The organism is Rhodanobacter sp. PCA2 (assembly GCF_013620825.1).
In the GTDB taxonomy this organism is placed as follows: domain Bacteria; phylum Pseudomonadota; class Gammaproteobacteria; order Xanthomonadales; family Rhodanobacteraceae; genus Rhodanobacter_A.
Window position 1 is genome coordinate 1 of sequence record NZ_NJIC01000017.1, and the last position, 25,571, is coordinate 25,571.

General features: G+C 69.5%; 20 protein-coding genes. 13 read left to right on the plus strand and 7 right to left on the minus strand.

Annotated features, from left to right (window positions below; translation table 11 throughout):
- The first annotated feature begins 613 nt into the window (after positions 1-613).
- Entirely contained in the window at positions 614-3,934 is a 3,321-nt protein-coding gene (locus PCA_RS06165; protein ID WP_181301724.1) for a PAS-domain containing protein, read from the plus strand.
- 3 nt (positions 3,935-3,937) lie between these two features.
- Here PCA_RS06165 and PCA_RS06170 read toward each other — a convergent pair whose 3' ends face one another.
- Complete coding sequence (locus PCA_RS06170; RefSeq protein WP_181301725.1) at positions 3,938-4,597, minus strand: response regulator transcription factor; 660 nt, start codon at positions 4,595-4,597, stop codon at positions 3,938-3,940.
- Between the two features lie 119 nt (positions 4,598-4,716).
- Between PCA_RS06170 and PCA_RS06175 the strand changes: the two genes are divergently transcribed.
- The 3 genes from PCA_RS06175 to PCA_RS06185 all read left to right on the plus strand — a co-directional run bounded on the left by PCA_RS06175 (position 4,717) and on the right by PCA_RS06185 (position 7,728).
- Complete coding sequence (locus PCA_RS06175) at positions 4,717-6,558, plus strand: 3-hydroxybutyrate oligomer hydrolase family protein (RefSeq protein WP_181301726.1); 1,842 nt, start codon at positions 4,717-4,719, stop codon at positions 6,556-6,558.
- A 104-nt stretch (positions 6,559-6,662) separates the two neighbouring features.
- Entirely contained in the window at positions 6,663-7,172 is a 510-nt protein-coding gene (locus tag PCA_RS06180; protein ID WP_181301727.1) for a peptidylprolyl isomerase, read from the plus strand.
- A gap of 145 nt (positions 7,173-7,317) precedes the next feature.
- Positions 7,318-7,728, plus strand: a complete 411-nt coding sequence (locus PCA_RS06185) for a YidB family protein (protein ID WP_181301728.1) — start codon at positions 7,318-7,320, stop codon at positions 7,726-7,728.
- A gap of 76 nt (positions 7,729-7,804) precedes the next feature.
- On the opposite strand, the gene PCA_RS06190 is transcribed toward PCA_RS06185, so the two are convergent.
- Complete coding sequence (locus PCA_RS06190) at positions 7,805-8,062, minus strand: GlsB/YeaQ/YmgE family stress response membrane protein (protein WP_181301729.1); 258 nt, start codon at positions 8,060-8,062, stop codon at positions 7,805-7,807.
- A 253-nt stretch (positions 8,063-8,315) separates the two neighbouring features.
- Here PCA_RS06190 and PCA_RS06195 point away from each other — a divergent pair, with 253 nt between their 5' ends.
- From PCA_RS06195 to prpE, 4 genes are all read left to right on the plus strand, one after another.
- Complete coding sequence (locus PCA_RS06195) at positions 8,316-9,515, plus strand: pyridoxal phosphate-dependent aminotransferase (protein WP_181301730.1); 1,200 nt, start codon at positions 8,316-8,318, stop codon at positions 9,513-9,515.
- A 57-nt stretch (positions 9,516-9,572) separates the two neighbouring features.
- A complete protein-coding gene (locus tag PCA_RS06200) occupies positions 9,573-10,556 on the plus strand; it encodes a malate dehydrogenase (protein WP_181301731.1) in 984 nt (327 codons plus the stop codon).
- A 169-nt stretch (positions 10,557-10,725) separates the two neighbouring features.
- Entirely contained in the window at positions 10,726-11,481 is a 756-nt protein-coding gene (locus PCA_RS06205; RefSeq protein ID WP_181301808.1) for a DUF4349 domain-containing protein, read from the plus strand.
- Between the two features lie 241 nt (positions 11,482-11,722).
- The gene (prpE, locus tag PCA_RS06210) at positions 11,723-13,612 is read left to right on the plus strand and encodes a propionate--CoA ligase (RefSeq protein WP_181301732.1); all 1,890 of its coding nucleotides are present in this window, start codon (positions 11,723-11,725) and stop codon (positions 13,610-13,612) included.
- A gap of 112 nt (positions 13,613-13,724) precedes the next feature.
- Here the strand turns inward: prpE and ahpF are convergent, their stop codons facing one another.
- The 3 genes from ahpF to PCA_RS06225 form a co-directional block, all read right to left on the minus strand.
- Positions 13,725-15,311: an alkyl hydroperoxide reductase subunit F gene (gene ahpF, locus PCA_RS06215; RefSeq protein ID WP_181301733.1), complete on the minus strand. Its 1,587-nt coding sequence runs from the start codon at positions 15,309-15,311 to the stop codon at positions 13,725-13,727.
- Positions 15,312-15,492: 181 nt separating this feature from the next.
- Positions 15,493-16,056, minus strand: coding sequence for an alkyl hydroperoxide reductase subunit C (gene ahpC, locus PCA_RS06220; RefSeq protein ID WP_181301734.1), 564 nt, complete (start codon positions 16,054-16,056; stop codon positions 15,493-15,495).
- Between the two features lie 174 nt (positions 16,057-16,230).
- Positions 16,231-17,448, minus strand: a complete 1,218-nt coding sequence (locus PCA_RS06225) for a citrate synthase family protein (RefSeq protein ID WP_181301735.1) — start codon at positions 17,446-17,448, stop codon at positions 16,231-16,233.
- A gap of 175 nt (positions 17,449-17,623) precedes the next feature.
- Here PCA_RS06225 and prpB point away from each other — a divergent pair, with 175 nt between their 5' ends.
- Both prpB and prpC read left to right on the plus strand, forming a co-directional pair.
- On the plus strand, positions 17,624-18,511 hold the full coding sequence (gene prpB / locus PCA_RS06230) for a methylisocitrate lyase (protein ID WP_181301736.1): 888 nt from the start codon (positions 17,624-17,626) through the stop codon (positions 18,509-18,511).
- A 64-nt stretch (positions 18,512-18,575) separates the two neighbouring features.
- Positions 18,576-19,721 carry a 2-methylcitrate synthase gene (prpC, locus tag PCA_RS06235; RefSeq protein ID WP_181301737.1) on the plus strand — a complete coding sequence of 382 codons (1,146 nt, stop codon included), beginning with the start codon at positions 18,576-18,578 and terminating at the stop codon, positions 19,719-19,721.
- Positions 19,722-19,784: 63 nt separating this feature from the next.
- Here prpC and PCA_RS06240 read toward each other — a convergent pair whose 3' ends face one another.
- Positions 19,785-20,465, minus strand: coding sequence for a TerC family protein (locus tag PCA_RS06240; protein ID WP_181301738.1), 681 nt, complete (start codon positions 20,463-20,465; stop codon positions 19,785-19,787).
- Positions 20,466-20,747: 282 nt separating this feature from the next.
- Between PCA_RS06240 and PCA_RS06245 the strand changes: the two genes are divergently transcribed.
- The 3 genes from PCA_RS06245 (at position 20,748) to PCA_RS06255 (ending at position 24,359) form a co-directional block, all read left to right on the plus strand.
- A complete protein-coding gene (locus PCA_RS06245) occupies positions 20,748-22,199 on the plus strand; it encodes a bifunctional 2-methylcitrate dehydratase/aconitate hydratase (RefSeq protein ID WP_181301739.1) in 1,452 nt (483 codons plus the stop codon).
- A 184-nt stretch (positions 22,200-22,383) separates the two neighbouring features.
- Positions 22,384-23,463 carry an OmpA family protein gene (locus PCA_RS06250; RefSeq protein WP_181301740.1) on the plus strand — a complete coding sequence of 360 codons (1,080 nt, stop codon included), beginning with the start codon at positions 22,384-22,386 and terminating at the stop codon, positions 23,461-23,463.
- 146 nt (positions 23,464-23,609) lie between these two features.
- Entirely contained in the window at positions 23,610-24,359 is a 750-nt protein-coding gene (locus PCA_RS06255; protein ID WP_181301741.1) for a pseudouridine synthase, read from the plus strand.
- 10 nt (positions 24,360-24,369) lie between these two features.
- Here PCA_RS06255 and kbl read toward each other — a convergent pair whose 3' ends face one another.
- Positions 24,370-25,563, minus strand: a complete 1,194-nt coding sequence (kbl, locus tag PCA_RS06260) for a glycine C-acetyltransferase (RefSeq protein WP_181301742.1) — start codon at positions 25,561-25,563, stop codon at positions 24,370-24,372.
- Between the last annotated feature and the right edge of the window lie 8 nt (positions 25,564-25,571).

Below are 25,571 nucleotides of genomic sequence, written 5' to 3' on the forward strand. Positions count from 1 at the left end.
CGGGGTTTTTCGACAGCACATCCTGTGCTGGCGAAAAACTGGCCGGCATCCCTGCCGGCCATCCTGCGGACTTTCCTCCACCCGCCCGCCGCGCCATAGGGGCCCCGGGTAAAGCAGCGCGCTCCCGGCGCGCAGAAGCAACAGCAAAGGCCAAAACAGAAGCCAGAGCAAAGCGAAGCGCCGCGAGCTCGCGGCGCTTCGTTTTTGCTTCTGCTGTTGACGTTGCCGTTGCTTCTGGCGCGCACGATGCGCGCCTGCTCTTCGGGGGCCCCTCGGCGACGGTGAGGCGGGGACGACAAGGCCGCATAGCGGGCGTTGCCATGGAGGGCAACGCCTTTTCGCGCGGGCAGGATGCCCGCTCGAAAAGCCCGGCCCCGCCTCACGGACTTGCCGGGCAGGACGCCCGGCAAGCGTCGCCGCGGGGTGGCCTTCTCTTTGGGTTACTTTTCTCTTGGCCACGCAAGAGAAAAGTAACTCGGGCCGCGTCAGCGGCACGAAACCGCTTTGAAATTTGCGAAGAACCAGCCGCTCGTGCGAACCGGCCGCATTCACGGCGCGTCGCCACCGCCCCGCAAGGGGGCGAGGGGAACCCCCCTCCGAACCGGCGCGCGTCATGCTGAGCGCCGCCTGGATCGCCGCCGCCGCCCTCCTGTGGCTGGCCCTGCTGTTCGCCGTCGCGCTGTACGGCGAACGCCACGCGCACGTTTTGCGCAACCGATGGGCGATCGTCTACGGCCTGTCGCTGGCGATCCACTGCACCTCGTGGACGTTCTACGGCACGGTGACGCAGGCCAGCCGTTCGGGCTGGTGGCTGCCGCCGACGTTCGTGGGCGCGATCCTCGTCTACCTGTTTGCGGCGGGCTGGCTGCAGCGGCTGGTGCAGTTGGCGCGCGAGTACAACGCCAGTTCGCTGGCCGACCTGATCGCCGCGCGGCTGGGGCGGCACTCCGGGCTGGCGGCGCTGGTGACCGCGGTGATGCTGATCGGCATGGTGCCGTACATCGCACTGCAGCTGAAGGCGGTGGCGATGAGCTACGGCGTGCTCAGCCGCGGCCAGTACGCCGGCACGCCGGCGTGGCAGGACAGCGCGCTCTACGTGGGCCTGGTGATGGCCGTGTTCACGATGCTGTTCGGCACGCGCCGCGCGTCGGCCACCGAGCACAATCGCGGGCTGGTGCTGGCGGTGGCGTTCGAGTCGCTGTTCAAGCTGGGCGCGATGCTCGCGCTGGGCTCGCTGCTGTTCACCGCGGTGCCGGACGCGGTGGCGATAGGCACGCCGCCGCCGCAGGACCACGACGGTTTCCCGGCGCTGATCCTGCTGGGCGCGCTGGCGATGTTCACCATGCCGCACCAGTTCCATGCCGGCGTGGTGGAGTGCCGCGACGGCGGTCACGTGCGCACGGCGCGCTGGCTGTTCCCGCTGTACCTGTTGCTGATCTCGCTGCCCATCCTGCCGCTGGCGCGGCTGGGCGACAGCTGGCTGCGCCCGGTGGGCGTGCCGTCGGACCTCTACGTGCTGGTGCTGCCGCTGGCGCGCGGCGAACACGGCCTTGCGCTGACGGCCTTCCTCGGCGGCCTCAGCGCGGCGACCAGCATGGTGGTGGTGGCCACGCTCACGCTCAGCCTGATGGTGAGCAACCATTTCGTGGCGCCGCTGCTGGTGCGTGCGGGCTGGGGGCAGGGCGAGCGCGGCGACCTGCGCGGCGCGGTGCTCACGCAGCGACGGCTGGCGATCCTCGCCATCGTGCTGCTGGCCTGGGCGTACAGCCGCGTGCTGGCGCGCAGCGATGCGCTGGCCGATATCGGCGCGATCTCGTTCTCCGCGCTGGCCGGGCTGGCGCCGGCCGCGCTGGCCGCGGTGTACCGGCCGCAGATCGGCGCGCGCGCGGTGGGCGCGGGCCTGCTGGTGGGCACCCTGGTGTGGCTGTACGCGTTGATGCCGGCGCTGTTCGCGCCGCAGCCGGCGTGGGTGCACACCGGGCCGTTCGGCATCGAGTGGCTGGCGCCCAGCCACCTGCTCGGCTTGGACGACTGGAGCCGGCTGGCGCGCGCGGTGGTGCTGAGCCTGTTGGCGAACATGGCCGTGATGTCGATGGTGGCGCGTTCGCGCTACGCGCATCCCGCCCCTGCACGGGGCGGCGGCGTGGCGCTGGCGGAGTTGCGCACGCTGGCGCAGCGCTTTCTGCCCGCGGCGCGCGTGGACGAGTTGTTCCACGATGCGCCGGATCGCCTGCTGGCCGAACCCTCGCGCATCGCGGCGGTGGAACACGAACTGGCCGCGATGATCGGTGCGGCCTCCGCGCGCCTGTTGCTGGACGTGATGCGCCACCAGGGCAAGCAGGATCTCGACGCGGTGGCCGCGATCGTGGGCGAGGCCGCGCAGGATCTGCGCTTCAACCAGCGCGTGCTGGCCGCGGCCTTGACCAGCATGAGCCAGGGCATCTGCGTGGTGGACGCCGAGCTGTGCGTGGTGGCGTGGAACCGGCCCTACGAGGAACTGTTCGCCTATCCGCCCGGCCTGCTGGAAGTGGGGCGGCCGGTGGCCGAACTGATGCGGCACAACCTCGCCGCCGGCCTGGCCGGCGCCGGCGAGATCGACGCCGACGTGCGCCGCCGCCTGGCGCACATGCAGGCTGGCTCGCCGCATCATTCCGAGCGGCAGTTCCCGAACGGCGTGGCGGTGGAGATCCGCGGCAGTCCGATGCCGGGCGGCGGCTACGTGGCGACGTATACCGACGTCACCGCGTTCCGCAACGCCGAGCGCGCGCTGAAGCGCATCAACGAAACGCTGGAGCAGCGCGTGGCCGAACGCACCCGTGCGCTTGCGCTGGCCAGCGACGCCGCGCAGCGGGCGAACGAGGCGAAGACGCACTTCCTCGCCGCGGTCAGCCACGACCTGCTGCAGCCGCTGCATGCCGCGCAGCTGTTCGCCCATACCCTGCAGGTGCGCCTCGCGGGCGACGCCGCCGCGCCCACCGCGCGCCATCTCGACGGCGCGCTGGCCGCCACCGAAAACCTGCTTGCCGGCCTGCTCGACATCGCGAAGCTGGAAGGCGGCCGCTTCAACGTGCGTCCGCGCGATTTCGCGCTGGCCGAGGTGCTCGATCCGCTGGCCGCCGAATTCCGCGCACTGGCCGAGGAGCGCGGCATCCGCCTGCGCGTGGTCGGCAGCCGCGGCTGGGCGCATTCCGATCCGCAACTGCTGCGTCGCGTGCTGCAGAACTTTCTCGCCAACGCCGTGCGTTACACCGAGCACGGCCGCGTGCTGCTGGGTTGCCGGCGCAGCGGCAACCAATGGCGCATCGAGGTGTGGGACAGCGGCCCGGGCATCGCCGAACAGGAGCAGGAACTGATCTTCGAGCAGTTCCGCCGCGGCAGCGCCGCCAGCGGGCAAGGCCTGGGCCTGGGACTGGCGATCGCCGACCGCATGGCCGGCCTGCTCGGGCATCGCCTGTCGCTGCGTTCCTGGCCGGAACGGGGCAGTGTGTTCGCGGTGGAACTGCCGCGCGCCGTCGCCGGTCGGATTGCGCGCGAACCCGCCGTCGCGCCCGTGCGCCACCTGCCGCAAGGGCGCGCGCTGGTGCTGGATAACGAGCCGGCCGCGCTGACCGCGATGAACGTGTTGCTCGAGAGCTGGCAATGGCAGGTGCATGCGGCGCGTACGCCGGCGCAGGCGGCGCAGGCGCCATGGACTCCCGACCTGCTGGTACTCGACTACCACCTCGACGGCGGCCTCACCGGGCTCGACGCGCTGGTCGGCCTGCGCGCGCGTTTCGGTGCGCTGCCTGCGGTGGTGCTGACGGCCGACCGCGACGCGGCCCTGCGTCAGCGCCTGATCGAGGCGGGCGTGAGCGTGCTGTACAAGCCGCTCAAGCCGCTGGCCCTGCGGCAGCTGATCCAGCACCACATGGCGGCGGTGCGCGAAACGGATTGAGCGTCAGTCGGCCCGCGCGGGGTCGACCAGGTCCAGCGAGCGCAGCAGCACGCTGGCCTGGGTGCGGTTGCGCACGCCGAGCTTCTCGAAGATCGCGGTGACGTGCGCCTTCACGGTGCGCTCCTGGATCGACAGCCGGTCGGCGACCTGCTTGTTGAGCAGGCCTTCGGCGAGCAGGCCGAGCACGCGGTATTGCTGCCCGGTGAGTCGCGCCAGGCGCGCGGCGAGGTCGCTGTCGTCCGGGTCGGAGGGCAGGGCGGCCACGCTCTCGCCGAGGTGCGGCGGCACCCATTCGCCGCAGTCCAGCACGGTGCGAATCGCGGCGGCGATCTCGTCGGGGCTGGCGCTCTTGGAGATGAAGCCGGCCGCGCCGTGGTCCAGCACGCGCCGCACCACGCGCGGTTCGTCGTGCGCGGACACCACCATCACCGCCACGGCGGGGAATTGCCCGCGCAGCGCGGCGAGCCCCGACAGCCCCCGGCTGCCGGGCATGTGCAGGTCGAGCAGGACCAGGTCGGTGTCCGGTTCGCCGCTCAGCGCGTCCAGCGTGGTGGGCAGGTCGCAGGCCTCGCTGATGCTGCCGTCGTCCAGCGCCGCCAGCGCCGCCTGGTGCAGCGCGGCGCGGAACAGCGGGTGGTCGTCGGCGATCAGCAGGCGCGGCATGGATCGGTCTTCCGGGGCTATCGGGCTAGCCTACACGGGGCAGGGTAGCGGCGCAGCGCACCGGTGACATGGGACTTTCGTACCATGGTCCGCCTCCGGCGACGCGCTATCGTGCGGGCATGTTGCCCGCCTTCCGCCTGTCCCTTGTTGCGGCCGCCGCCTGTGCGCTGGCGGCATGCGCCGTGTCGCCGCCGTCCGGGAAAAACGCCATGACGCCTTCCTTTGTGGTCAGTCCGGTGCTGGCAACCGTGCACCGGGGCAGCGACGACCTGCTCAGCGCCGGGCTGGGCCTGGCCGGTTTGCGCGGCGCGCCGTCGGCGTATGCCGATCCGCTGCATCCCACGTCTGCCGAGTTGCGTCGTCGCGCGATCCAGGCCAGTTGGAAGGGCATCGCCGACCTGGGTCCGCTGGGCGGCTACGGCAGCGTCTACGGCGCGGTGCCGGACGTGCCGGGCCGCGAGTACACGGCATTCGCGCGCCTCCCCGGCGCGCACTCGCCGCATCGCGTGCTGCTGCAGGTGCCGGACCACTTCGACCGCACGGCGCGCTGCCTGGTGGTGACGGCATCGTCCGGCTCGCGCGGCATCTACGGCGCCATCGCGCTGGCCGGCGCCTGGGGCCTGCCGAAGGGCTGTGCGGTGGCCTATACCGACAAGGGCACCGGCTCGGGGTATTTCGACACCGCGGACAACTCCGGCGTGGCGCTGGACGGCACGCGCGCCAAGGCCGGACAGGCCGAGCTGGAATTCGCGCCCGCGAATGCGCCGGCCGATGCCGGCATCGCGGTGAAGCACGCGCACTCGGGCGACAACCCGGAAGCCGACTGGGGCCGCCACGTATTGCAGGCCGCGCGCTTCGGCCTGGCGATGCTGGATCGCGCCTACCCCGATGCGGCGCCGTTCACGCCGAAGAACACGCGGATCATCGCCACCGGCCTGTCCAACGGCGGCGGCGCGGTGCTGCAGGCGGCCGGCCTGGACGACACGGGGCTGCTGTCCGGCGTGGTGGCGCTGGAACCGAACGTGCACATGCCCGGGCACGGCCGCGCCCTGTACGACTACGCGACCGAGGCCGCGCTGCTGATGCCCTGCGCCCTGGCCGATCCGCGTTTCGCCGATACCCCGCTTGCGCGCGTGCATGGGGCTGTGCCGCCGGCTTTCCTCGCGCGCTGCGCCAGCCTGCATGCGGATGGCGTGCTCGCTGCGGACACGCCGAAGGGCCAGGCCACCGAGGCCCTGCAGAAACTGCATGCCGGCGGCTGGCGCGACGAGGCCATCGCCACCGGCGCCAGCACCACGGCCTTCGACGTGTGGCGCGCGGTGGCGGCCGGCTATGCCTCGGCCTACCTGCGCCGCGGCGTGGGGCAGATGCCCTGCGGCTACAGCTATCGCGCCACGGATGCCTCCGGCGCGCCGGGCGCGGCGGACCCGGCCGTGCGGGCGTCGTGGTGGGCGGATGCCGCCGGCATTCCGCCGGGTGCGGGCGTGGGCTTGTTCGGCGGCACCGACCATTCGGCCGATCCCAGCCTGCCCGGCCTGCGCTGCCTGCGCGCCTTGTGGACGGGCACGGACGCCGACGCCAAGACGCTGCATGCGTCGGTGGCCGAGCTGGCGGCGCACCTGCCGCGCGCCGGGTTGCCGATATGGGTGGTGCACGGCGCCGCCGACGGCCTGCTGCCGACCGCCTTCACTTCCGAACCCTACGTGGCTTGGCTGCGTGCCGAAGGCCGCCATCCGCTGTACTGGAAGGTGCCGACCGCGCAGCACTTCGACGCCTTCCTCGCGCTGCCCGCGTTCGGCAACCGCCACGTGCCGCTGCTGCCCTACGGCTACGCCGCGCTGGACCGGCTGTGGGCGCACCTGCATGCCGGCCAGCCCTGGCCCGAGGACGTGCCCACGCCGGCGGCGCAGGTCCGCGGGGCCGCCACGCTCACCCGCGGGCAGCTCGACCTGCCGCCCTGACCCCGGATGGCCTCCGGCGTTTTGCCCATCTGCCGCAGGCGTTATCCTTGAGGGCCGTGCGCGCCTGCCGCCAGGCGTCGCCCCGTCAACCCCAAGGATTTCCGATGGCCATCCAAGTCACCCTCCAAACCAATCGCGGCCCGATCCGCCTGCGCCTGCACGACGACAAGGCGCCGCTGACCGTGGCGAATTTCGTGAACCTGGCGAAGCGCGGCTACTACGACGGCCTGTCGTTCCATCGCGTGATCGCCGACTTCATGGTCCAGGGCGGTTGCCCGGAAGGCAGCGGCCGCGGCGGCCCGGGCTACCGCTTCGAGGACGAGTTCCACCCCTCGCTGCGTCACGACAAGCCGGGCGTGCTGTCGATGGCGAACGCCGGCCCGCGCACCAACGGCAGCCAGTTCTTCATCACCCATGGCGCCACGCCTTGGCTGGACGGCAAGCACAGCGTGTTCGGCGAAGTGGTGGATGCGGATGATCAGCAGGTGGTCGACGCGATCCGCCAGGGCGACGTGATCGAGAAGGTCATTGTCGAAGGCGACGCGGACGCGCTGCTGGCCGCCAAGGCCGACCGCGTGAAGGAATGGAACGGCGTGCTCGACCAGCGCGGCTGATCCCCGTTCCGCCCGACACCAGGCCACCGCCCGCGGGCGGTGGCTTTTTTATGGGCGCGTAACCACCGGTGCCGCGGCTGATCCTAGAATCGGGCGGCTGCGCGGTGGCGCTGCGCGGCTTCCATCACCCCCAAGGAGAGCAGCGATGTCATTACTAGGTAGTTTGCTGGGCGGCGGCGGCCAGGCCGGCGGTTCGGATCTGATGTCGGTGGCCGGTCAGCTGCTTCAGCAGGCGGGCGGCGTGCAGGGTCTGGCCAACATGCTGCACCAGGGCGGCCTCGGCGAAGCGGTGCAGTCGTGGGTCGGCACCGGCGCGAACCAGGCCGTGTCCGGCGACCAGCTGAACCAGGCGCTGCAGGGCGGCGGCCTGGGCTCGGCGCTGCAGGAAGCGGCCGGCAAGCTGGGCATGGACCAGGGACAGCTGTCGGGTGCGCTGGCGCAGGTGCTGCCGCACGTGGTCGACCACCTCACCCCGGACGGGCAGGTGCCGGCGCAGGGCGGCGGCTTCGACCTCGGCGCGCTGGCCGGGCTGGCCGGCAAGCTGCTGGGCAAGTAAGCAAGGGACCAGGGAGCGGAAAGGGGGCGACCGTGACGCTGGTGGAGCGCAAGGCTCCACCAGCGAAGGCGCGGCCTCAGGAAGAGGACGATGGCTTGAAGAGTACGTGGTAGATCGCAAGCAGGATCACTGCGCCGCCGATCGAGGCGAGGAAGTGCACGAGGCCGGTCGGCCCCCAGAGGTGCAGCATTTCGCCCACGTAGGTGGCGATGACCGAGCCGAGGATGCCGATGATGACCGTGATGATGAAGCCCATCGAATCCTGACCGCCGCGGATGAACTTGGCGATCACGCCAACGATCAATCCGATGATGATGACCCAGAGCCAATGCATATCCGTGTGTCCTCGCGCTTGAAGTGGAAGGAATCCCCCTGGATGCGTTGGGGCCGGCCATCCTGCCGCCCCGCCGCCCGCATCGTCGCCGGTGCCGACGGCAGCGGCATCATGCCACCCCGAAGCCCTGCTCCGCATCCGCATTTGCGCGGGCATTCGCGCAAGATTCTGCGGGCAAAAGTTTGCCGCACTGCCGCATGCTAAAATCGCCGGGTTTGCCGCTGCCGGTCCCTCCCACGTACCCGAGGAAGTCATGCCCCAGCTCGCCCAACGCGTAGGCCGCGCCAAGCCCAGCGCGATCATGGTCATCGCCTCCCAGGCGAAGCAGCTCAAGGCCGCGGGCCGCGACATCATCAGCTTCTCCATCGGCGTGCCGAACTTCCTGCCCGGCGAGCACGTATACGCGGCGGCGCGGGCGGCGCTGGAGCACGACAGCGGCCAGTACGGCAGCAACCGCGGCGCCGAGCCGCTGCTGGACGCGTTCCTGAAGCACGTCGAGGCGCTGGGTTTCAGCGGCTACGGCCACGCCAACCTGGCGGTGGGCATCGGCGCCAAGCAGGTGCTGTACAACCTGGCCGAAGCGCTGCTGGACGAGGGCGACGAGATCGCGTTCGCCGCGCCGTACTGGACCACCTATCGCGACATCGCCGACATCGTGGGCGCGAAGGCGAACGTGCTGCATTGCGGCCCGGAGCAGAACTACAAGCTCGCCCCGGCGCAGCTCGACGCCGCGCTGGCGCGCAAGCCCAGGGTGTTCCTGTTCAACAACCCGTCCAACCCCAGCGGCATGGTCTACACGCGCGAGGAAATCGCCGCGCTGGCCGAGGTGCTGGCGAAGCACCCGGATACCTGGATCGTCACCGACGACATCTACAACTCGATGGTGTTCGACGGCATCGGCTACCACAACTTCGTGTTCGCCCGGCCGGAGCTGAAGGACCGGCTGGTGTTAGTCGACTCGGTGTCCAAGACCTATGGCATGCCGGGCTGGCGCGTGGGCCTGATGGCCGGGCCGGAAGCGGTGGCCAGGGCGATCACCACGCTCAACTCCAACCACATCACCAGCGTGCCGGAAGTGATCACCGCCGCCGCGGTGGCCGCGCTGTCCGGCCCGCAGGACGTGCCGCTGGCCAGGTGCGCCGAGTTCGCGCAGCGCCGCGACATCGTGGTGGCCGCGCTCAACGCCATCCCGGGCGTCAGCTGCCCGCGGCCGCAGGGCGCGTTCTATGCGTTCCCCGACATCTCGTCGGCGTTCGGCAAGACCCACCGCGGCACGCGGATCTCGAACGACGTGGAGTTCTGCGCCGCGCTGCTGGAAGCCAAGGGCGTGGCCTGCGTGCCGGGCTCGGCCTTCGGCGAGCCGCGCGCCATGCGCATTTCCTACACCTGTCCCGCGGCTCAGTTGCAGCCCGGATTGCAGCGTATCCAGGAGTTCTTCACCGAACTCGTTTGAAGCCCGGGTTCGTCGACCGAATCCCGAATCCCGACTCCCCCATCCCGGAGAATCACGATGAAAGCCCCCGTTCGAGTTGCCGTTACCGGCGCTGCCGGCCAGATCGGCTACGCCTTGCTGTTCCGCATCGCCGCCGGCGACATGCTGGGTCCGGACCAGCCGGTGATCCTGCACCTGCTGGAAATCACCCCGGCGCTGCCCGCGCTGCAGGGCGTGGTGATGGAACTCAACGACTGCGCGTTCCCGACCCTGGCCGGCGTGGTCGCCACCGACGACGTCAACGTGGCCTTCAAGGACGTGGACTACGCGCTGCTGGTCGGCGCCCGCCCGCGCGGCCCGGGCATGGAGCGCAAGGACCTGCTCGAGGCGAACGGCGCGATCTTCGCCCCGCAGGGCAAGGCGCTGAACGACCACGCCAAGCGCAACGTGAGGGTGCTGGTGGTGGGCAACCCGGCCAACACCAATGCGCTGATCGCCCAGCAGAACGCCCCCAGCCTGGACCCGAAGTGCTTCACCGCGATGGTGCGCCTGGACCACAACCGCGCGAAGAGCCTGCTGGCCGAGAAGACCGGCAAGCACAACACCGACGTGCGCAAGATGACGATCTGGGGCAACCACAGCTCCACCCAGTATCCCGACCTGTACCACGCCACCGTGGACGGCAAGCCGGCGCTGTCGCTGGTGGACCAGGCCTGGTACGAGAGCGATTTCATCCCCACCGTGCAGCAGCGCGGCGCGGCCATCATCAAGGCGCGCGGCGCTTCGTCCGCCGCCTCCGCCGCTTCGGCCGCGATCGACCACATGCGCACCTGGGCGCAGGGCACGGCCGAGGGCGACTGGGTGTCGATGGGCATTCCGTCCGATGGCTCCTACGGCATCGAGCCGGGCGTGATCTTCGGCTACCCGGTGACGGTGAAGGACGGCAAGTACGCCATCGTGCAGGGCCTGGAAATCAACGCGTTCTCGCAGGCGCGCATCGACGCGACGAACAAGGAACTGCGCGAGGAGCGCGCGGGCGTCGAGCACCTGTTCGCCAGGTAGGCAACGCGCCGCGACGTTTCGCGCGAACAAGGCGGCCTTAGGGCCGCCTTGTTCGTTCCGGCTTGCGCGCTCCGCGCTTGTTGCGTTCCCGTGGCGATGCGAACATGCCGCGACCGCTTACGGGCAAGGAGGGTGCATGCGCAGCGGGACGTGTCTGGTGTGGGTGGCGATGCTGGCGTTGGCGACGGCCGGCTGTTCGAAAAAACAGGCAGCGTCGCCCTCGTCGAGCTTGCCGGTGGCGGGCGAGCAGGCCAAAGCGGGCGCCAGGCTGGCCTACGAACATCATGTGCGCGTGGAACTGGAACAGGCCGGGATCGCCGCCCGCATGGCGGCGGTGCGCGAGGCCTGCGAGTCGGCACGGTTCGGCGACTGCAACGTCCTCCAGCTCAGCCAGGACGGCTACCGCGGCAGCCTGGTCGTGCGCATCGTGCCGGCGGGCGTCGAACCGCTGACCGCGTTGGCGTCCCGGGACGGCAAGCTGGCGTCGCGCGAAACCTGGGCCGAGGACCTCGCCGGGGCGGTGCAGGACAACGCGCGCAAACTCCGTCAACTGGACGCTTACGCCAGCCAGCTCGACGAGCTTTCCCGGCGCAAGGACCTGTCGGCATCCGACCTGATCTCGCTGGCGCACGAGCGCGCCACGCTCGAGACGCAGCGCGACGACCTGCTCGGCGTCGCCGCCCGGCAGCAACGCCGGCTGGACACGAACAAGCTGAGCATCGATTTCATCGATCCAGGTCGACACACCGGACGTTCGTTCCCGATCAGCCACTGGAGCGACCGGTTCCGCGAAGGCGCCGACGATGCGCTTTCCGTGCTCGCCTACGGCATCCCGTTCCTGCTGCTCGCGTTCCCGCTGACGTTGGGCTGGCGCTGGCTGTGGCGCCGCGTGACGCGCAGATCCGGCGGGCGCCAGGGAGGCTGAGCGCGGGCGTGGCGGCGCTCGCCGCCATGCCATGAAGCCCCGCCGCCAGCGCCCGCGACATCATGCCGCGGCGGGCGCGCGGCCCCGGTTCCGGCGCGGGCCATGGCGGGTTCCCGGGTGCTGGCGCATGGTTCCGCAAGCGTCCGGCCGGCAAGGCGCGGCGCCGTACGACCAAGGTCTACTCACGCGCCGCGCCGTGCCTGATCCAATCTCTGACGTGGCCATCGCGCAGGGGTGTTCCATGTCGTACGACGAGTTCTATCGCCGCTCGGTTGACGAGCCCGAGGCGTTCTGGGCCGAGCAGGCGCGGCGCATCCATTGGGAGACGCCGCCGCGGCAGATCCTCGACCAGTCGAAGCTGCCGTTCCGCCGCTGGTTCGTGGGCGGCACCACCAACCTCTGCTACAACGCCGTCGACCGCCACCTCGCGGAGCGCGCGGAACAGCTGGCGCTGGTCGCGGTGTCCAGCGAAACCGGCGTCACCCGCGAGTTCACGTATGGCGAGCTGTATCGCGAGGTGAACGCGTTCGCCGCCGTGCTGCAGTCGCTGGACGTGGGCCGCGGCGACCGCGTGGTGATCTACCTGCCGAACATCGCCGAGGCGGTGTTCGCGATGCTGGCGTGCGTGCGCATCGGCGCGATCCACTCGGTGGTGTTCGGCGGCTTCGCGGCGCACAACCTCGCGCTGCGCATCGACGACGCGCAGCCCAAGCTGCTGGTCTGCGCCGACGCGGGCATGCGCGCGGGCAAGGTGATTCCGTACAAGCCGCTGGTGGATGCGGCGCTGGCCGAAGCCTCGGCGCCGCCGCCGAAAGTGCTGGTGGTCGATCGCGGGCTGGACCCGGAGATGAGCCGCGTGGCCGGCCGCGACGTGGACTACACCGAACTGCGTGCGCGGCACGCGGGCGCCGAAGTGCCGGTGGCGTGGCTGGAATCGAACGAGCCGAGTTACCTGCTCTACACCTCGGGCACCACCGGCAAGCCCAAGGGCGTGCAGCGCGACACCGGCGGCTACGCGGTGGCGATGGCGATGTCGATACGCTGCATCTTCGACATCGCGCCGGGCCAGGTGATGTTCTCCACCTCCGACGTGGGCTGGGCGGTGGGGCATTCCTACAACGTCTACGGCCCGCTGATCGGCGGCGGCACCTCGCTGCTCTACGAGGGTCTGCCCACCCGGCCCGACCCGGGCGTGTGGTGGGGGTTGTGCGAGAAATACGGCGTGCGCAGCATGTTCTCCTCGCCCACCGCGATCCGCGTGCTGAAGAAGCAGGACCCGAGCTGGCTGCACCAGCACGACCTGTCGGCGCTGAAGTGGCTGTTCCTTGCCGGCGAACCGCTCGACGAACCCACCTCGCAATGGATCAACGCGGAACTCGGCGTGCCGGTGATCGACAACTACTGGCAGACCGAAACCGGCTGGCCCGCGATCACCCTGATGCCGGGACTGGACCTCAAGCCCGCCAAGCTCGGCTCGCCCGGCCTGCCCGCGCCCGGTTACCGCATGAAGGTGATCGACGAGGACAGCGGTCGCGAGGTGGCGGCCGGCGAGAAGGGCGTGCTGGTGCTGGAGCCGCCGCTGCCGCCGGGCTGCCTCAGCACGATCTGGCGCGACGACGACCGTTATGTGCACAGCTACTTCAGCCATTTCCGCGAGCTGCTGTACAGCTCGCTGGACTGGGCGATCCGCGACGCGGACGGCTATACCTTCATCCTCGGCCGCACCGACGACGTGATCAACGTGTCGGGGCACCGCCTGGGCACGCGCGAGATCGAGGAATCGGTGGCCGGCCATCCCGCGGTGGCGGAGGCCGCGGTGATCGGCGTGAGCGACGAACTGAAAGGCCAGGTGCCGGTGGTGTTCGCCACGCTGAAACAGGCGACGAGCGAAGGCCCCGCCGAAGTGGCCCGCGGCATGCAGCAGTGCGTGGTGGACCAGCTGGGAGGCGTGGCGAAGCCGGCGCGGGTCTACGTGGTCAACGCGCTGCCGAAGACCCGCTCGGGCAAGCTGCTGCGCCGTTCGCTGCAAGCCCTGGCCGAACACCGCGACCCGGGCGATCTCTCCACCCTGGACGATCCGACTGCGCTGGAGGAGATCCGCAAGGCGCTGGAGCGGGGGCCGGAAGCCTGACTCCCCTCTCCCTTTGGGAGAGGGGTAGAGGGTGAGGGTACAGGCGAAGCGCAATGCTTCGCGCTGGTCGCATCCTCACCCAGCCCTCTCCCGGAGGGAGAGGGCTTGAGGGTTACGCCGCGACGCTCTCCGCCACCGGCGCCGATGCCCGGATCAGGTGATCGAACGCGCCCAGCGCGGCGATGGAGCCCGCGCCCATCGCGATCACGATCTGCTTGTACGGCACCGTGGTGGCGTCGCCGGCGGCGAACACGCCGGGCAGCGAGGTCTGGCCGCGGGCGTCGATCACGATCTCGCCGCGCGGGCTGAGTTCCAGCGTGCCCTTCAGCCACTCGGTGTTCGGCAGCAGGCCGATCTGCACGAAGATGCCTTCCAGCGAGAGGCTGTGCATCGTGCCGTCGGCGCGATCCTTGTAGACGAGGCCGCTGACTTTCTGGCCGTCGCCCAGCACTTCGGTGCTTTGCGCGCTGACGATCACCTCCACGTTCGGCAGGCTGCGCAGCTTGCGTTGCAGCACCTCGTCGGCGCGCAGCTTGCCGTCGAACTCGAGCAGGGTGACGTGGGCCACGATGCCGGCCAGGTCGATCGCCGCCTCCACGCCGGAGTTGCCGCCGCCGATCACCGCCACGCGCTTGCCCTTGAACAGCGGGCCGTCGCAGTGCGGGCAGTAGGCCACGCCCTTGTTGCGATATTCGTTTTCGCCGGGCACGCCCATCTGCCGCCAGCGCGCGCCGGTGGCGAGCACCACCGTCTTCGATTTCAGGCTGGCGCCGTTCTCCAGCTGCACCTCGACCAGGCCGTCGGCGGATGCGCTGGCCGGGACCAGTTTCGTGGCGCGCTGCAGGTTCATGATGTCCACGTCGTAGTTCCTGACGTGCTGCTCCAGCGCCGCGCCCAGCCTGGGGCCCTCGGTGTAGTCGACCGAAATGAAGTTCTCGATCGCCATGGTGTCGAGCACCTGGCCGCCGAAACGCTCGGCCGCCACGCCGGTACGGATGCCCTTGCGCGCGGCGTAGATCGCCGCTGCGGCGCCGGCCGGGCCGCCGCCCACCACCAGCACATCGAAGGCTTGCCTGGCCTTGATGGTTTCGGCGGCGCGTGCGGCCGCGCCGGTGTCGAGCTTCGCCACGATCTGTTCCAGGCTCATGCGGCCCTGGTCGAAGACTTCGCCGTTCAAGTACACCGTGGGCACCGACATGATCTGGCGGCGATCCACTTCGTCCTGATAGAGCGCGCCGTCGATGGCGACGTGGTGGATGTTCGGGTTCAGCACGCTCATCAGGTTGAGCGCCTGCACCACGTCCGGGCAGTTCTGGCAGGACAGCGAGAAGTAGGTTTCGAAATGGAACTCGCCCTGCAGGTTCTGCACCTGGGCGATGGTCTCCGCCGCGGCCTTGGACGGATGCCCGCCCACCTGCAGCAGCGCCAGCACCAGCGAGGTGAATTCGTGGCCCAGCGGGATGCCGGCGAAGCGCACGCCGATGTCGCTGCCGACGCGGTTGATCGCGAAGGAGGGCTTGCGCGCCTCGCTGTCGTCGCGGCGCAGGCTGATCCTGTCGCTCATCGCGGCGATCTCGGCCAGCAGTTCTTCCAGTTCGCGCGACTTCGCGCCGTCGTCCAGCGCGGCGACGAGTTCGATCGGCTGCGCGAGTTTTTCCAGGTAGCCCGCGAGTTGGGCCTTGATGGCTGCATCGAGCATGGTGACCACTCCGGTGGGGATGGAGAAGAAAGAGAGAGGCTTGTGGCAGCGGCCGGCGCCGAGGGGAGGGCGGCTCGGAGGGCGCAAGCCGGGCGGGCGCGGGCCGCTGGCACAAGCATCCTCGGGAGGGAGGCCCCGGGTGCCGCGCACCCGGGACCGGTATTGCAAGTGGAGCGGTGGATCAGATCTTGCCGACCAGGTCCAGCGAGGGGGCCAGGGTCTTCTCGCCTTCCTTCCACTTGGCCGGGCACACTTCGCCCGGGTGGCTGGCGACGTACTGCGCGGCCTTCACCTTGCGCAGCAGTTCCTTGGCGTCGCGGCCGATGCCGCCGGCGGTGATCTCGACGATCTGGATCTTGCCGGCCGGATCGACCACGAAGGTGCCGCGGTCGGCCAGGCCGGCGTCCTCGATCAGCACTTCGAAGTTGCGGCTGATCGCCTGGGTGGGATCGCCCACCATGGTGTAGCCGATCTTCTTCACCGCGTCCGAGGTGTCGTGCCAGGCCTTGTGCGAGAAGTGGGTGTCGGTCGACACGCTGTAGATCTCCACGCCCAGCTTCTGGAACTCGGCGTAGTTGTCGGCGAGGTCTTCCAGCTCGGTCGGGCACACGAAGGTGAAGTCGGCCGGGTAGAAGAACACCACGGACCACTTGCCCTTGAGGTCGGCGTCGGTCACTTCGATGAAGTTGCCGGCCTTGAACGCCTGCGCCTTGAACGGCTTGATTTCGGTGTTGATCAAAGACACTTGTCAGTCTCCGTTGGTGGGTGGATGGGGGAGTCGATGGATTCAATTGTAGGGGGCGGTTTCAATTGTTCCAATTGATTGTTGAGATTGGATGAATTGAGCAAGGCTATGGCTTGGCATTTCCGGCAGTGCCGCGGGGCGCAACGCGCGCGGCGGCGTCGGACGGGGGGGCTTTCAGCGCTGGCGCGGCGGCATCGCACCGGCATAGTTCGCGCGCGGACGGATCAGGCCGCCGGCTTCCTGCTGTTCCAGCGCATGCGCCAGCCAGCCGGCCATGCGGCCTGCGGCGAACAGCGACAGCGCGGCGTCCGCGCCCTGGTGGTGCAGCAGGGCGATCGCGGCCAGCGCGAAATCCAGGCTGGGCGCCCGCCCGCTGCCCGCGGCGACCGCATCGACCAGCCGCTGCACGCGCGCCATGCCCGGCAGGCGCGGACGCGTTTCCTCCAGCGCGCGCAGCAGCAAGGCCGCGCGCGGATCGCCCTGCGGATACAGCGGATGGCCGAAGCCCGGCAGTTCGTCGCCGTGGCGCAGGCGTTCGCGCACGCAGTCGGCGGGCTGGCGTTCGCGCATGGACTGGCGCAGCAGCGCATGCGCGCGCGCGGCCGCGCCGCCGTGTTGCGGGCCGGACAGCGCCGCGAGCCCCGCCGCCGCGGCGGCATGCAGGCTGGCGCCGGTCGAGGCCGCCACGCGCGTGGCGAACGAGGAGGCGTTCAGCTCATGGTCCGCGCACAGCACCAGGGTGCTGCGCAGCAGGGGCGCGAGCTGGGCGGTACGTCCCTGCCAGTGGGCTGCGAGCTGTTCGTGGATGGGCCGCCGGCCCGGGCTGGTCGCGCAGAGCAGGGCGGCCGTCTCGCGCAGCAGGCGGGCGGCGCCCTCGCGGCGCTGCAGCGGATCGGTGCTGTGCGCATGCGGCGCGCCGATCGCCAGCAGCGGCAGCGCCGCGGCGGTGCGCTCCAGCGGCGGCACGTTGCGCTGGCGCAGCAGGCCCTGCACCGCGGCGGGCCAGGTCCGCGGCGGCGGCGGCGCGAACGGGTCGTGGCTGCCGCATTCCCACAGCAGGCGGGCGACGTCCTCCAGGCTGGCGCCGTTGCGCGCCAGCGCCATCGCCGACTCGCCGCGGTAGTAGTGGCCGTGGGGGCGGATCAGCGAGATCTGCGTCTCCAGCACCGGCAGCCCCCAGGTGAGGCTGTGCGCGGCGCCCTGGGCCGCGCCGCGCCCGGCGCCGCGCAGGTCGATCAGCCGCTCGATGTCGCCGGTGCGGTACTCGCGGCTGCGCCCGTCGGCGCCCGGCCGCGAGTCGACCTTGCCGCGGCTCACGTAGGCGTACAGCGTGGCGACGCTGACGCCGAGTCGCGCGGCGGCGTCGCGGGCGGAAAGGTAGTCGGGATGCATGCCGACATATTGATCGCTTGGATCAAGATTGATCAATATGTTTCGCGGGGGCAGAGTACGCATATTCGCGACGCGGAACGCCCCGCCTCGCGGCGTGCGATGGCGTTCCGGTCGCATGCCGCGGCATGGCCCGGCCGGCGCATCGCCTACACTGCTGCAGCTTCGGAGTATCGCCATGTCCTCGTTGGAATCCGTCGGCGTCCGCTTCCGCGCCGCCCTGGCCGCCGAGTCGCCGCTGCAGGTGATCGGCGCGATCACCGCCTATGCCGGCCTGATGGCGAGGCGCGTGGGCTACAAGGCGCTGTACCTTTCCGGCGGCGGCGTCGCCGCCAACTCGCTGGGCGTGCCGGATCTGGGCATCTCGACGATGGAGGACGTGCTGATCGACGCGCGCCGCATCGTCGACGCCACCGGGCTGCCGCTGCTGGTGGACATCGATACCGGCTGGGGCGGCGCCTTCAACATCGCGCGCACCATCCGCAACTTCGAGCGTGTCGGCGTGGCCGCGGTGCACATCGAGGACCAGGTGGGCCAGAAGCGTTGCGGCCATCGCCCCGGCAAGGAAGTGGTGTCGAAGGGCGAGATGGTCGATCGCGTGAAGGCCGCGGTGGATGCGCGCAGCGATCCCGGCTTCGTGATCATGGCGCGCACCGACGCGGCGGCGGCGGAAGGCATCGACGCGGCGATCGAGCGCGCGGTGGCCTACGTCGAGGCCGGCGCGGACATGATCTTCCCCGAGGCGATGAAGACGCTGGACGACTACCGCCGGTTCAAGGCCGCGGTGAAGGTGCCGATCCTCGCCAACCTCACCGAGTTCGGCTCCACGCCGTTCTACACCACCGACGAGTTGCGCTCCGCCGGCGTGGACATCGCGCTGTACTGCTGCGGCGCGTACCGCGCCATGAACAAGGCGGCGCTGAACTTCTACGAGACGGTGCGCCGCGAAGGCACGCAGAAGCACATCATCGACACCTTGCAGACGCGCGAGGAGCTGTACGACTTCCTGGGCTACCACGCCTACGAGGACAAGCTCGACGCGCTGTTCGCGGGCAAGCAGGACTGATTCCGTTACGCCGCCCGGCACCTTGCGCCGGCAAGTTTCGCGAGTATCCGAGGAGAAACATCCGATGAGCGAGCAAACCCTTCCCAAGGCCAAGAAATCCGTGGCGCTGTCCGGCGTGGCCGCCGGCAACACCGCGCTGTGCACCGTTGGCCGCAGCGGCAACGACCTGCATTACCGCGGCTACGACATCCACGACCTGGCGGCCAAGGGCTGCTTCGAGGAAGTGGCGCACCTGCTGGTGTACGGCGTGCTGCCGAGCTGGACCGAACTGCAGAACTACAAGGCCCGGCTGAAGCGCCTGCGCGGCCTGCCGGCGCCGGTGAAGGGCGCGCTGGAGCTGCTGCCGGCCGCCACCCATCCGATGGACGTGCTGCGCACCGGCTGCTCGGTGCTGGGCACCGTGCTGCCGGAGAAGGACGACCACAACGTCGCCGGCGCGCGCGACATCGCCGACCGCCTGATGGCCAGCTTCGGTTCCATGCTGCTGTACTGGTACCACTTCAGCCACAACGGCAAGCGCGTCGAGACCGAGACCGACGACGAGTCCATCGCCGCGCACTTCCTGCACGTGCTGCACGGCAAGGCGCCGAGCGAACTGCACGCGAATGCGCTGGACAAGTCGCTGGTGCTGTACGCCGAGCACGAGTTCAACGCGAGCACGTTCACCGCCCGCGTGATCGCCGGCACCGGCTCGGACATGTATTCGTCCATCACCGGCGCGATCGGCGCGCTGCGCGGGCCCAAGCACGGCGGCGCGAACGAGGTGGCGATGGAGATCATCTCGCGCTACCGCAGCGCCGACGAGGCCGAGGCCGACATCCGCGCCCGGGTGGAGCGCAAGGAGATCATCATCGGCTTCGGCCATCCCGTGTACACGGTGTCCGACCCGCGCAACGTGATCATCAAGGAGATCTCGCGCAAGCTCTGCACCGACGGCGGCAACCCGGTGCTGTTCGACGTCTCCGAGCGCATCGAGAAGGTGATGGGCGAGATCAAGAAGATGTTCCCGAACCTCGACTGGTACTCGGCGAGCACCTACCACATGATGGGCGTGCCAACCGCGATGTTCACGCCGCTGTTCGTGATCGCGCGCACCTCGGGCTGGAGCGCGCACGTGATCGAGCAGCGCCAGGACGGCAAGATCATCCGTCCCAGCGCGAACTACGTCGGCCCGGAAGACCTGGCCTACGTGCCGATCGACAAGCGCTGAGCATCGGGCATGCAACCGCCGCGGAATGCGCAAGGGAACCGGGCCGGTTCCCTTGCCGCACGCTCACGGCCCGGCGGCGTTGCCGGAGGCGCGCCGGCGCGTGAGCCAGCCGCCGCCGCAGATCAGCGCCACCAGCGCCACGTCCAGCGCGTAGCCGGCCCAGGGGTGCATCCGGAACCACGCGGCGGCCAGGTGATCGTGCGCGATCATGCGGGCGGCGGTGAACGCGATCGCGCCCGCACCGACGTAGATGATGGCGGGGAAGCGCTCGATCAGCTTCAGGATCAGGGTCGAGCCCCACACCACCAGCGGCACGCTGATCAGCAGGCCGAGTATCACCAGCGTCAGGTTGCCGCCCGATGCGCCGGCGATCGCCAGCACGTTGTCCAGCCCCATCAGCGCGTCGGCGACGATGATGGTGCGCAGCGCGGCCGCGAAGCTGCCGGCGGCGGCGACCTCGTGCGGCGTGTCGTCCTGCTTCAGCAGCTTCCAGGCGATCGGCAGCAGCAGCAGTCCGCCGACCAGCATCAGGCCGGGCAGATCCAGCAGCCACACCACGCCCGCGGTAAGCGTGACGCGCACCGCGACGGCGCCGAAACTGCCCCAGAACACCGCGCGCCGCTGCAACTGCTTCGGCAGGTTGCGCGCGGCGAGCGCGATCACGATGGCATTGTCGCCGGCCAGCACGAGGTCGAGCAGCACGATCGTGAACAGGCCGGGGAGGAGATCGGAGAAGGCTTGCATGCAGGGTTCCGACGCGCCGAGGCCATGCAGCGACGACGGATGCGCGCAGATCCGTCGTCACCGCAAAAGTCTCGTTCGCGGCACCGGCCGCCGCGGCGTCCGGAGCGAGGCATCGCTCGTGATGACGAACACCGCACGGATGCGCGACTGCATCCGGAACTACTCCCTCTTGGGTGGTAGTCCGCTTATTTTCGCGGGGCGTTTGACCAGGGTCAAGCGCGCCGCTGCTGCCGGCGGCATGCGCCGGATACAATCGACCACTACCATGAAGCGAGATACGCCATGAGCGCCCACGACATCCGTTCCGCCGTTCGCCCCGATCCCGACCAGCCCATGGTCGACATCGCCAACTACGTGGCCGATTACCGGATCGAGTCGAAGGAGGCGTACGACACGGCGCGTTACATGCTGCTGGATTCGCTGGCCACCGCGATGATGGCGATGAAGTTTCCGGAGTGCGTGAAGCACCTCGGCCCGGTGGTGCCGGGGGCGACGTTGCCGGGCGGCGCGCGCGTGCCGGGCACCAGCCACGAGCTGGACCCGGTGCAGGCCGCGTTCGCGATCGGCACCCAGATCCGCTGGCTGGACTTCAACGACACCTGGCTGGCGGCCGAATGGGGCCACCCCTCGGACAACCTGGGCTCCATCCTGGCCGTGGGCGACTGGCTGGGCCGCAAGGCCGAGCGCGAGGGCGGCCACGCGCCGACCGTGCGCGACGTGCTGGGTTACGCGATCAAGGCGCACGAGATCCAGGGTTGCTACGCGCTGAAGAACAGCTTCAACCGCGTGGGCCAGGACCACGTGATCCTGGTGCGGCTGGCGTCCACCGCGGTGGCCACCCACATGCTGGGCGGCGACAAGGAGCAGATCACCACCGCCGTGTCGCACAGCTGGATCGACAACGGCGCGCTGCGCACCTATCGCCACGCGCCGAACACCGGGCCGCGCAAGAGCTGGGCCGCGGGCGACGCCTGCCGTCGCGCGGTCACCCACGCGATCAACGCGGTGTATCGCGGCGTGGTCGGCTATCCGTCCGCGCTCAGCGCCAAGACCTGGGGCTTCTACGACGTGGCGTTCAAGGGCAACGCGTTCGAGTTCGAGCGTCCCTTCGGCAGCTACGTGATGGAGAACGTGCTGTTCAAGATCAGCTTCCCGGCCGAGTTCCATGCGCAGACCGCCGTGGAGTGCGCGATGAAGCTGCACGCCGAGGTGGCCGGCAGGCTCGACCAGGTCGAGAAGGTGGCGATCGAGACCCAGGAGGCCGGCTGCCGCATCATCGACAAGACCGGCCCGCTCGCGAACTACGCCGACCGCGACCACTGCATCCAGTACATGGTCGCGGTGCCGCTGATCTTCGGTCGCCTGGAAGCCTCGGACTACAACGACGAGATCGCCGCCGACCCGCGCATCGATGCGCTGCGCGAGAAGATGACGGTCAGCGAGAATCCGCAGTTCACCAAGGACTACTTCGATCCCGACAAGCGCTACATCGGCAATTCGGTGCAGGTGTTCTTCAAGGACGGCAGCTCGACCGAGAAGGTTTCCATCGATTACCCGATCGGCCATCGCAAGCGGCGTGCCGAGGGCATTCCGGTATTGCTGAAGAAATTCGAGGCGGCCATGCGCGGCTACCTGCCTGCGCACAAGGTCAAGGCGATCCTCGAGGCCACCCGGGATCCGGCGAAGCTGGATGCCATGCCCATCCAGCAGTTCCTGGGCCTCTTCACGCTCTGAACACGACGTGGCAACAATTCTCGCCGCAGTGGTATGCTGCATGGCAGCATCAACATCGCAGAATATCGCGATTCCACGATATGCTATATTTGTGTGAAGTCGAATGGACCGGCCGGATCACCGCACGACCGCTGCATCCGCAAATCGGTTGCAATCGTTTCAATTACGAAAAGGGAGAGACCTGATGAAACACAAGGGCCTTTATTTCATGGTTGCCCTGGCCTTGGGCGGCGTGGGTGCCGTTCACGCCCAGGACAGCACGGCGGCGGGCAGCAGCGACAACACCGCCGCTCCGGCCTGGCCGAACGGCTTCGACGACCGTTGGTACATCGCCCCGACCATCGGCGGCTACTACAACGACGGCGATCGCAACACCAACAGCCGCCAGTTCTACTACGGCCTGGGCGTCGGCAAGTTCATCTCGTCCAACACCTCGGTGGACGTGTTCTTCGACCGCACCAAGCGCAAGATCGACAACGGTCCGGCGAACGGTGGCGGCCACGGCCACAGCAACTGGTCCAGCAACAACCTGGGCGTGGCGGTGCGCTACTACCTGGGTAGCGCGTCCTGGCGCCCGTACCTGCTGGCCGGCGTGATGGGCAGCCATCACAAGAACCCGGTGGACAGCGACTGGGCCCCGGCGGCCGAGCTGGGCTTGGGCGTCGCCAAGGCGGTGACCGACAGCTCCGACGTCCGCGTGGAAGGTGGTTACCGCTACGACTGGGACGACAAGAGCCAGCTGAACAAGAGCGGTTACGGCGACTGGTTCCTGGGCCTGAGCATCGTGTCGCGCTTCGGCGCGGTGCCGGCGGCTCCGGCTCCGGTGGCCCCGCCGCCGCCGGCTCCGGCTCCGGTGGAAGCGCCGGCGCCGCAGAAGGTCGTGATCGACCTGCGTGGCGTGAACTTCAAGTTCGACTATCCGAAGAAGGGCCAGGTGCACGCTTCGGAGATCGGCAAGGCGCTGGCCGTGCCGACCTCGGACTCGATCGCGATCCTGGACCAGGCGGTGGATACGCTGAAGCGTTACCCGGACGTGCACGTCACGGTCGCCGGTTACACCGACGGCAAGGGCAAGCCGGCGTACAACCAGGCCCTGTCGGAGCGTCGTGCGCAGATCGTGTACGACTACCTGACCAGCCACGGCGTGGACGCCAGCCGTCTGGAAGGGCCGATCGGCCATGGCATGAACGATCCGATCGGCGACAACGCCACGGACGCCGGTCGTGCGCAGAATCGTCGCGTGGAACTGCAGGTCCAGCAGTAATCGGGCCTGTCGCAAGCGTCACGAAAAAGCCCGGCGCATGCCGGGCTTTTTCTTGGGAAAAGTACGGCCATGGAAGGCCTCGCGTTTGACCTCGACGATCATGGATGATCATGAGAGATCGCATCCATGCCCTCATGGCCTGACCGATGGACCACACGAAACAATCGGGCGCGCAAGCCGGCAAGCGCCACGGCGTCGCCCGCGTCCTGAGCAAGCTGGGGGTGTGTTCGCGCAGCCAGGCCGAGGCTGCGGTGCGGGCGGGGCGCGTGGCCGTGGATGGCCGCGTGGTGCGCGATCCCGAATACCCGGTACAGGCGGAGCGCCAGCAGCTCAGCCTGGACGGCGTCGCGGCGGTGGCGTCGCGGCGCGTCTATCTCGCGCTGAACAAGCCCCGCGGCATTGTGGTGAGCGCGGCCGACGAGCGTGGCCGCGATACCGTCTACGACCTGCTGCGCGACGCCGGCCTGCCGTGGCTGGGGCCGGTGGGGCGGCTGGACAAGGCCAGCGAGGGCCTGCTGCTGCTCAGCAACGACAGCGTCTGGGCCGCCGGCATCACCGAACCGAGCACGCACCTGGACAAGACCTACCACGTGCAGGTGGCGGGGCAGCCCGATGCGGAAGTGCTGGCCGCGATGCAGGCCGGGGTTCGCGAGGGCGCCGACCTGCTCAGGGCGCGGCATGTTGCATTGCTGCGTGCGGGGGAGAAGAACGCCTGGCTGGAAGTGGTGCTGGACGAGGGCCGCAACCGGCACATCCGGCGCCTGCTGGCGGCGCTGGGCGTGGACGTGTTGCGCCTGGTCCGGGTGGCGATCGGGCCGCTGGCGCTTGGCGAACTCGCCAAGGGGCAGTGGCGCCACCTCGATGCGGACGAGGTGGCGCAACTGCAGCGGCGCTGAGCGCTGAGCGTCAGATCACGCCGAGCTGCTTGCCCACCTTGGTGAAGGCGGCGATGGCGCGGTCCAGGTGCTCGCGGGTATGCGCCGCGCTCATCTGGGTGCGGATGCGCGCCTGGCCCTGCGGCACCACCGGGTAGAAGAAACCGGTGACATAGATGCCTTCCTCCAGCAGCGCGGTGGCCATCGCCTGCGCCTTCGGCGCGTCGTAGATCATCACCGGCACGATGGGATGCACGCCGGGCTTGATGTCGAAACCGGCCTTGGTCATCTGCTCGCGGAAATAGCGGGTGTTCTCCTGCACCTGCGCGCGCAGATCGCCGGCGGCCTCCAGCATGTCGAACACCTTGATCGCGGCGGCCACCACGTGCGGCGGCAACGAGTTGGAGAACAGGTAGGGACGCGAGCGCTGGCGCAGCATCTCGATCATCTCGGCGCGGCCGGTGGTGAAGCCGCCCAGCGCGCCGCCCAGCGCCTTGCCCAGGGTGCCGGTGAACAGGTCGATCTTGTCCATCACGCCGTTGACTTCGGCCGAGCCGCGGCCGGTCTCGCCGAGGAAGCCGGTGCAGTGGCATTCGTCGATGTGCACCAGCGCGCCGTATTTCGCGGCCAGCGCGGTGATCTGGTCGAGCTTGGCGATGAAGCCGTCCATCGAGAACGCGCCGTCGGTGGAGATCAGCTTGGTGCGCGCGCCAGCCGCGTCGGCGGCCTGCAGCTGCTTCTTGAGGTCGGCCATGTCGCTGTTGGCATAGCGGAAGCGCCTGGCCTTGCACAGGCGGATGCCGTCGATGATGGAGGCGTGGTTCAGCGCGTCGGAGATCACCGCGTCCTCTTCGCCCAGCAGCGGCTCGTACAGGCCGCCGTTGGCGTCGAAGCAGGCGGCGTAGAGGATGGTGTCCTCGGTGCCGAAGAAGTCCGCGATCTTCCGTTCGAGCTGCTTGTGCAGGTCCTGCGTGCCGCAGATGAAGCGCACCGAGGCCATGCCGAAGCCGTGCGAGTCCAATGCTTCCTTGGCGGCCTTGATGACCTCGGGATGGTCGGCGAGGCCGAGGTAGTTGTTGGCGCAGAAGTTCAGCACCCTGCGCCCGCCCTCCAGTTCGATCTCGGCCGATTGCGGCGAGACGATCACGCGCTCGGCCTTGAACAGGCCCTGCTCGCGAATGGAGTTCAGTTCGCTGGCGTAGCGTGCCTGGCCGGGGTAGCTCATGTGGGAAG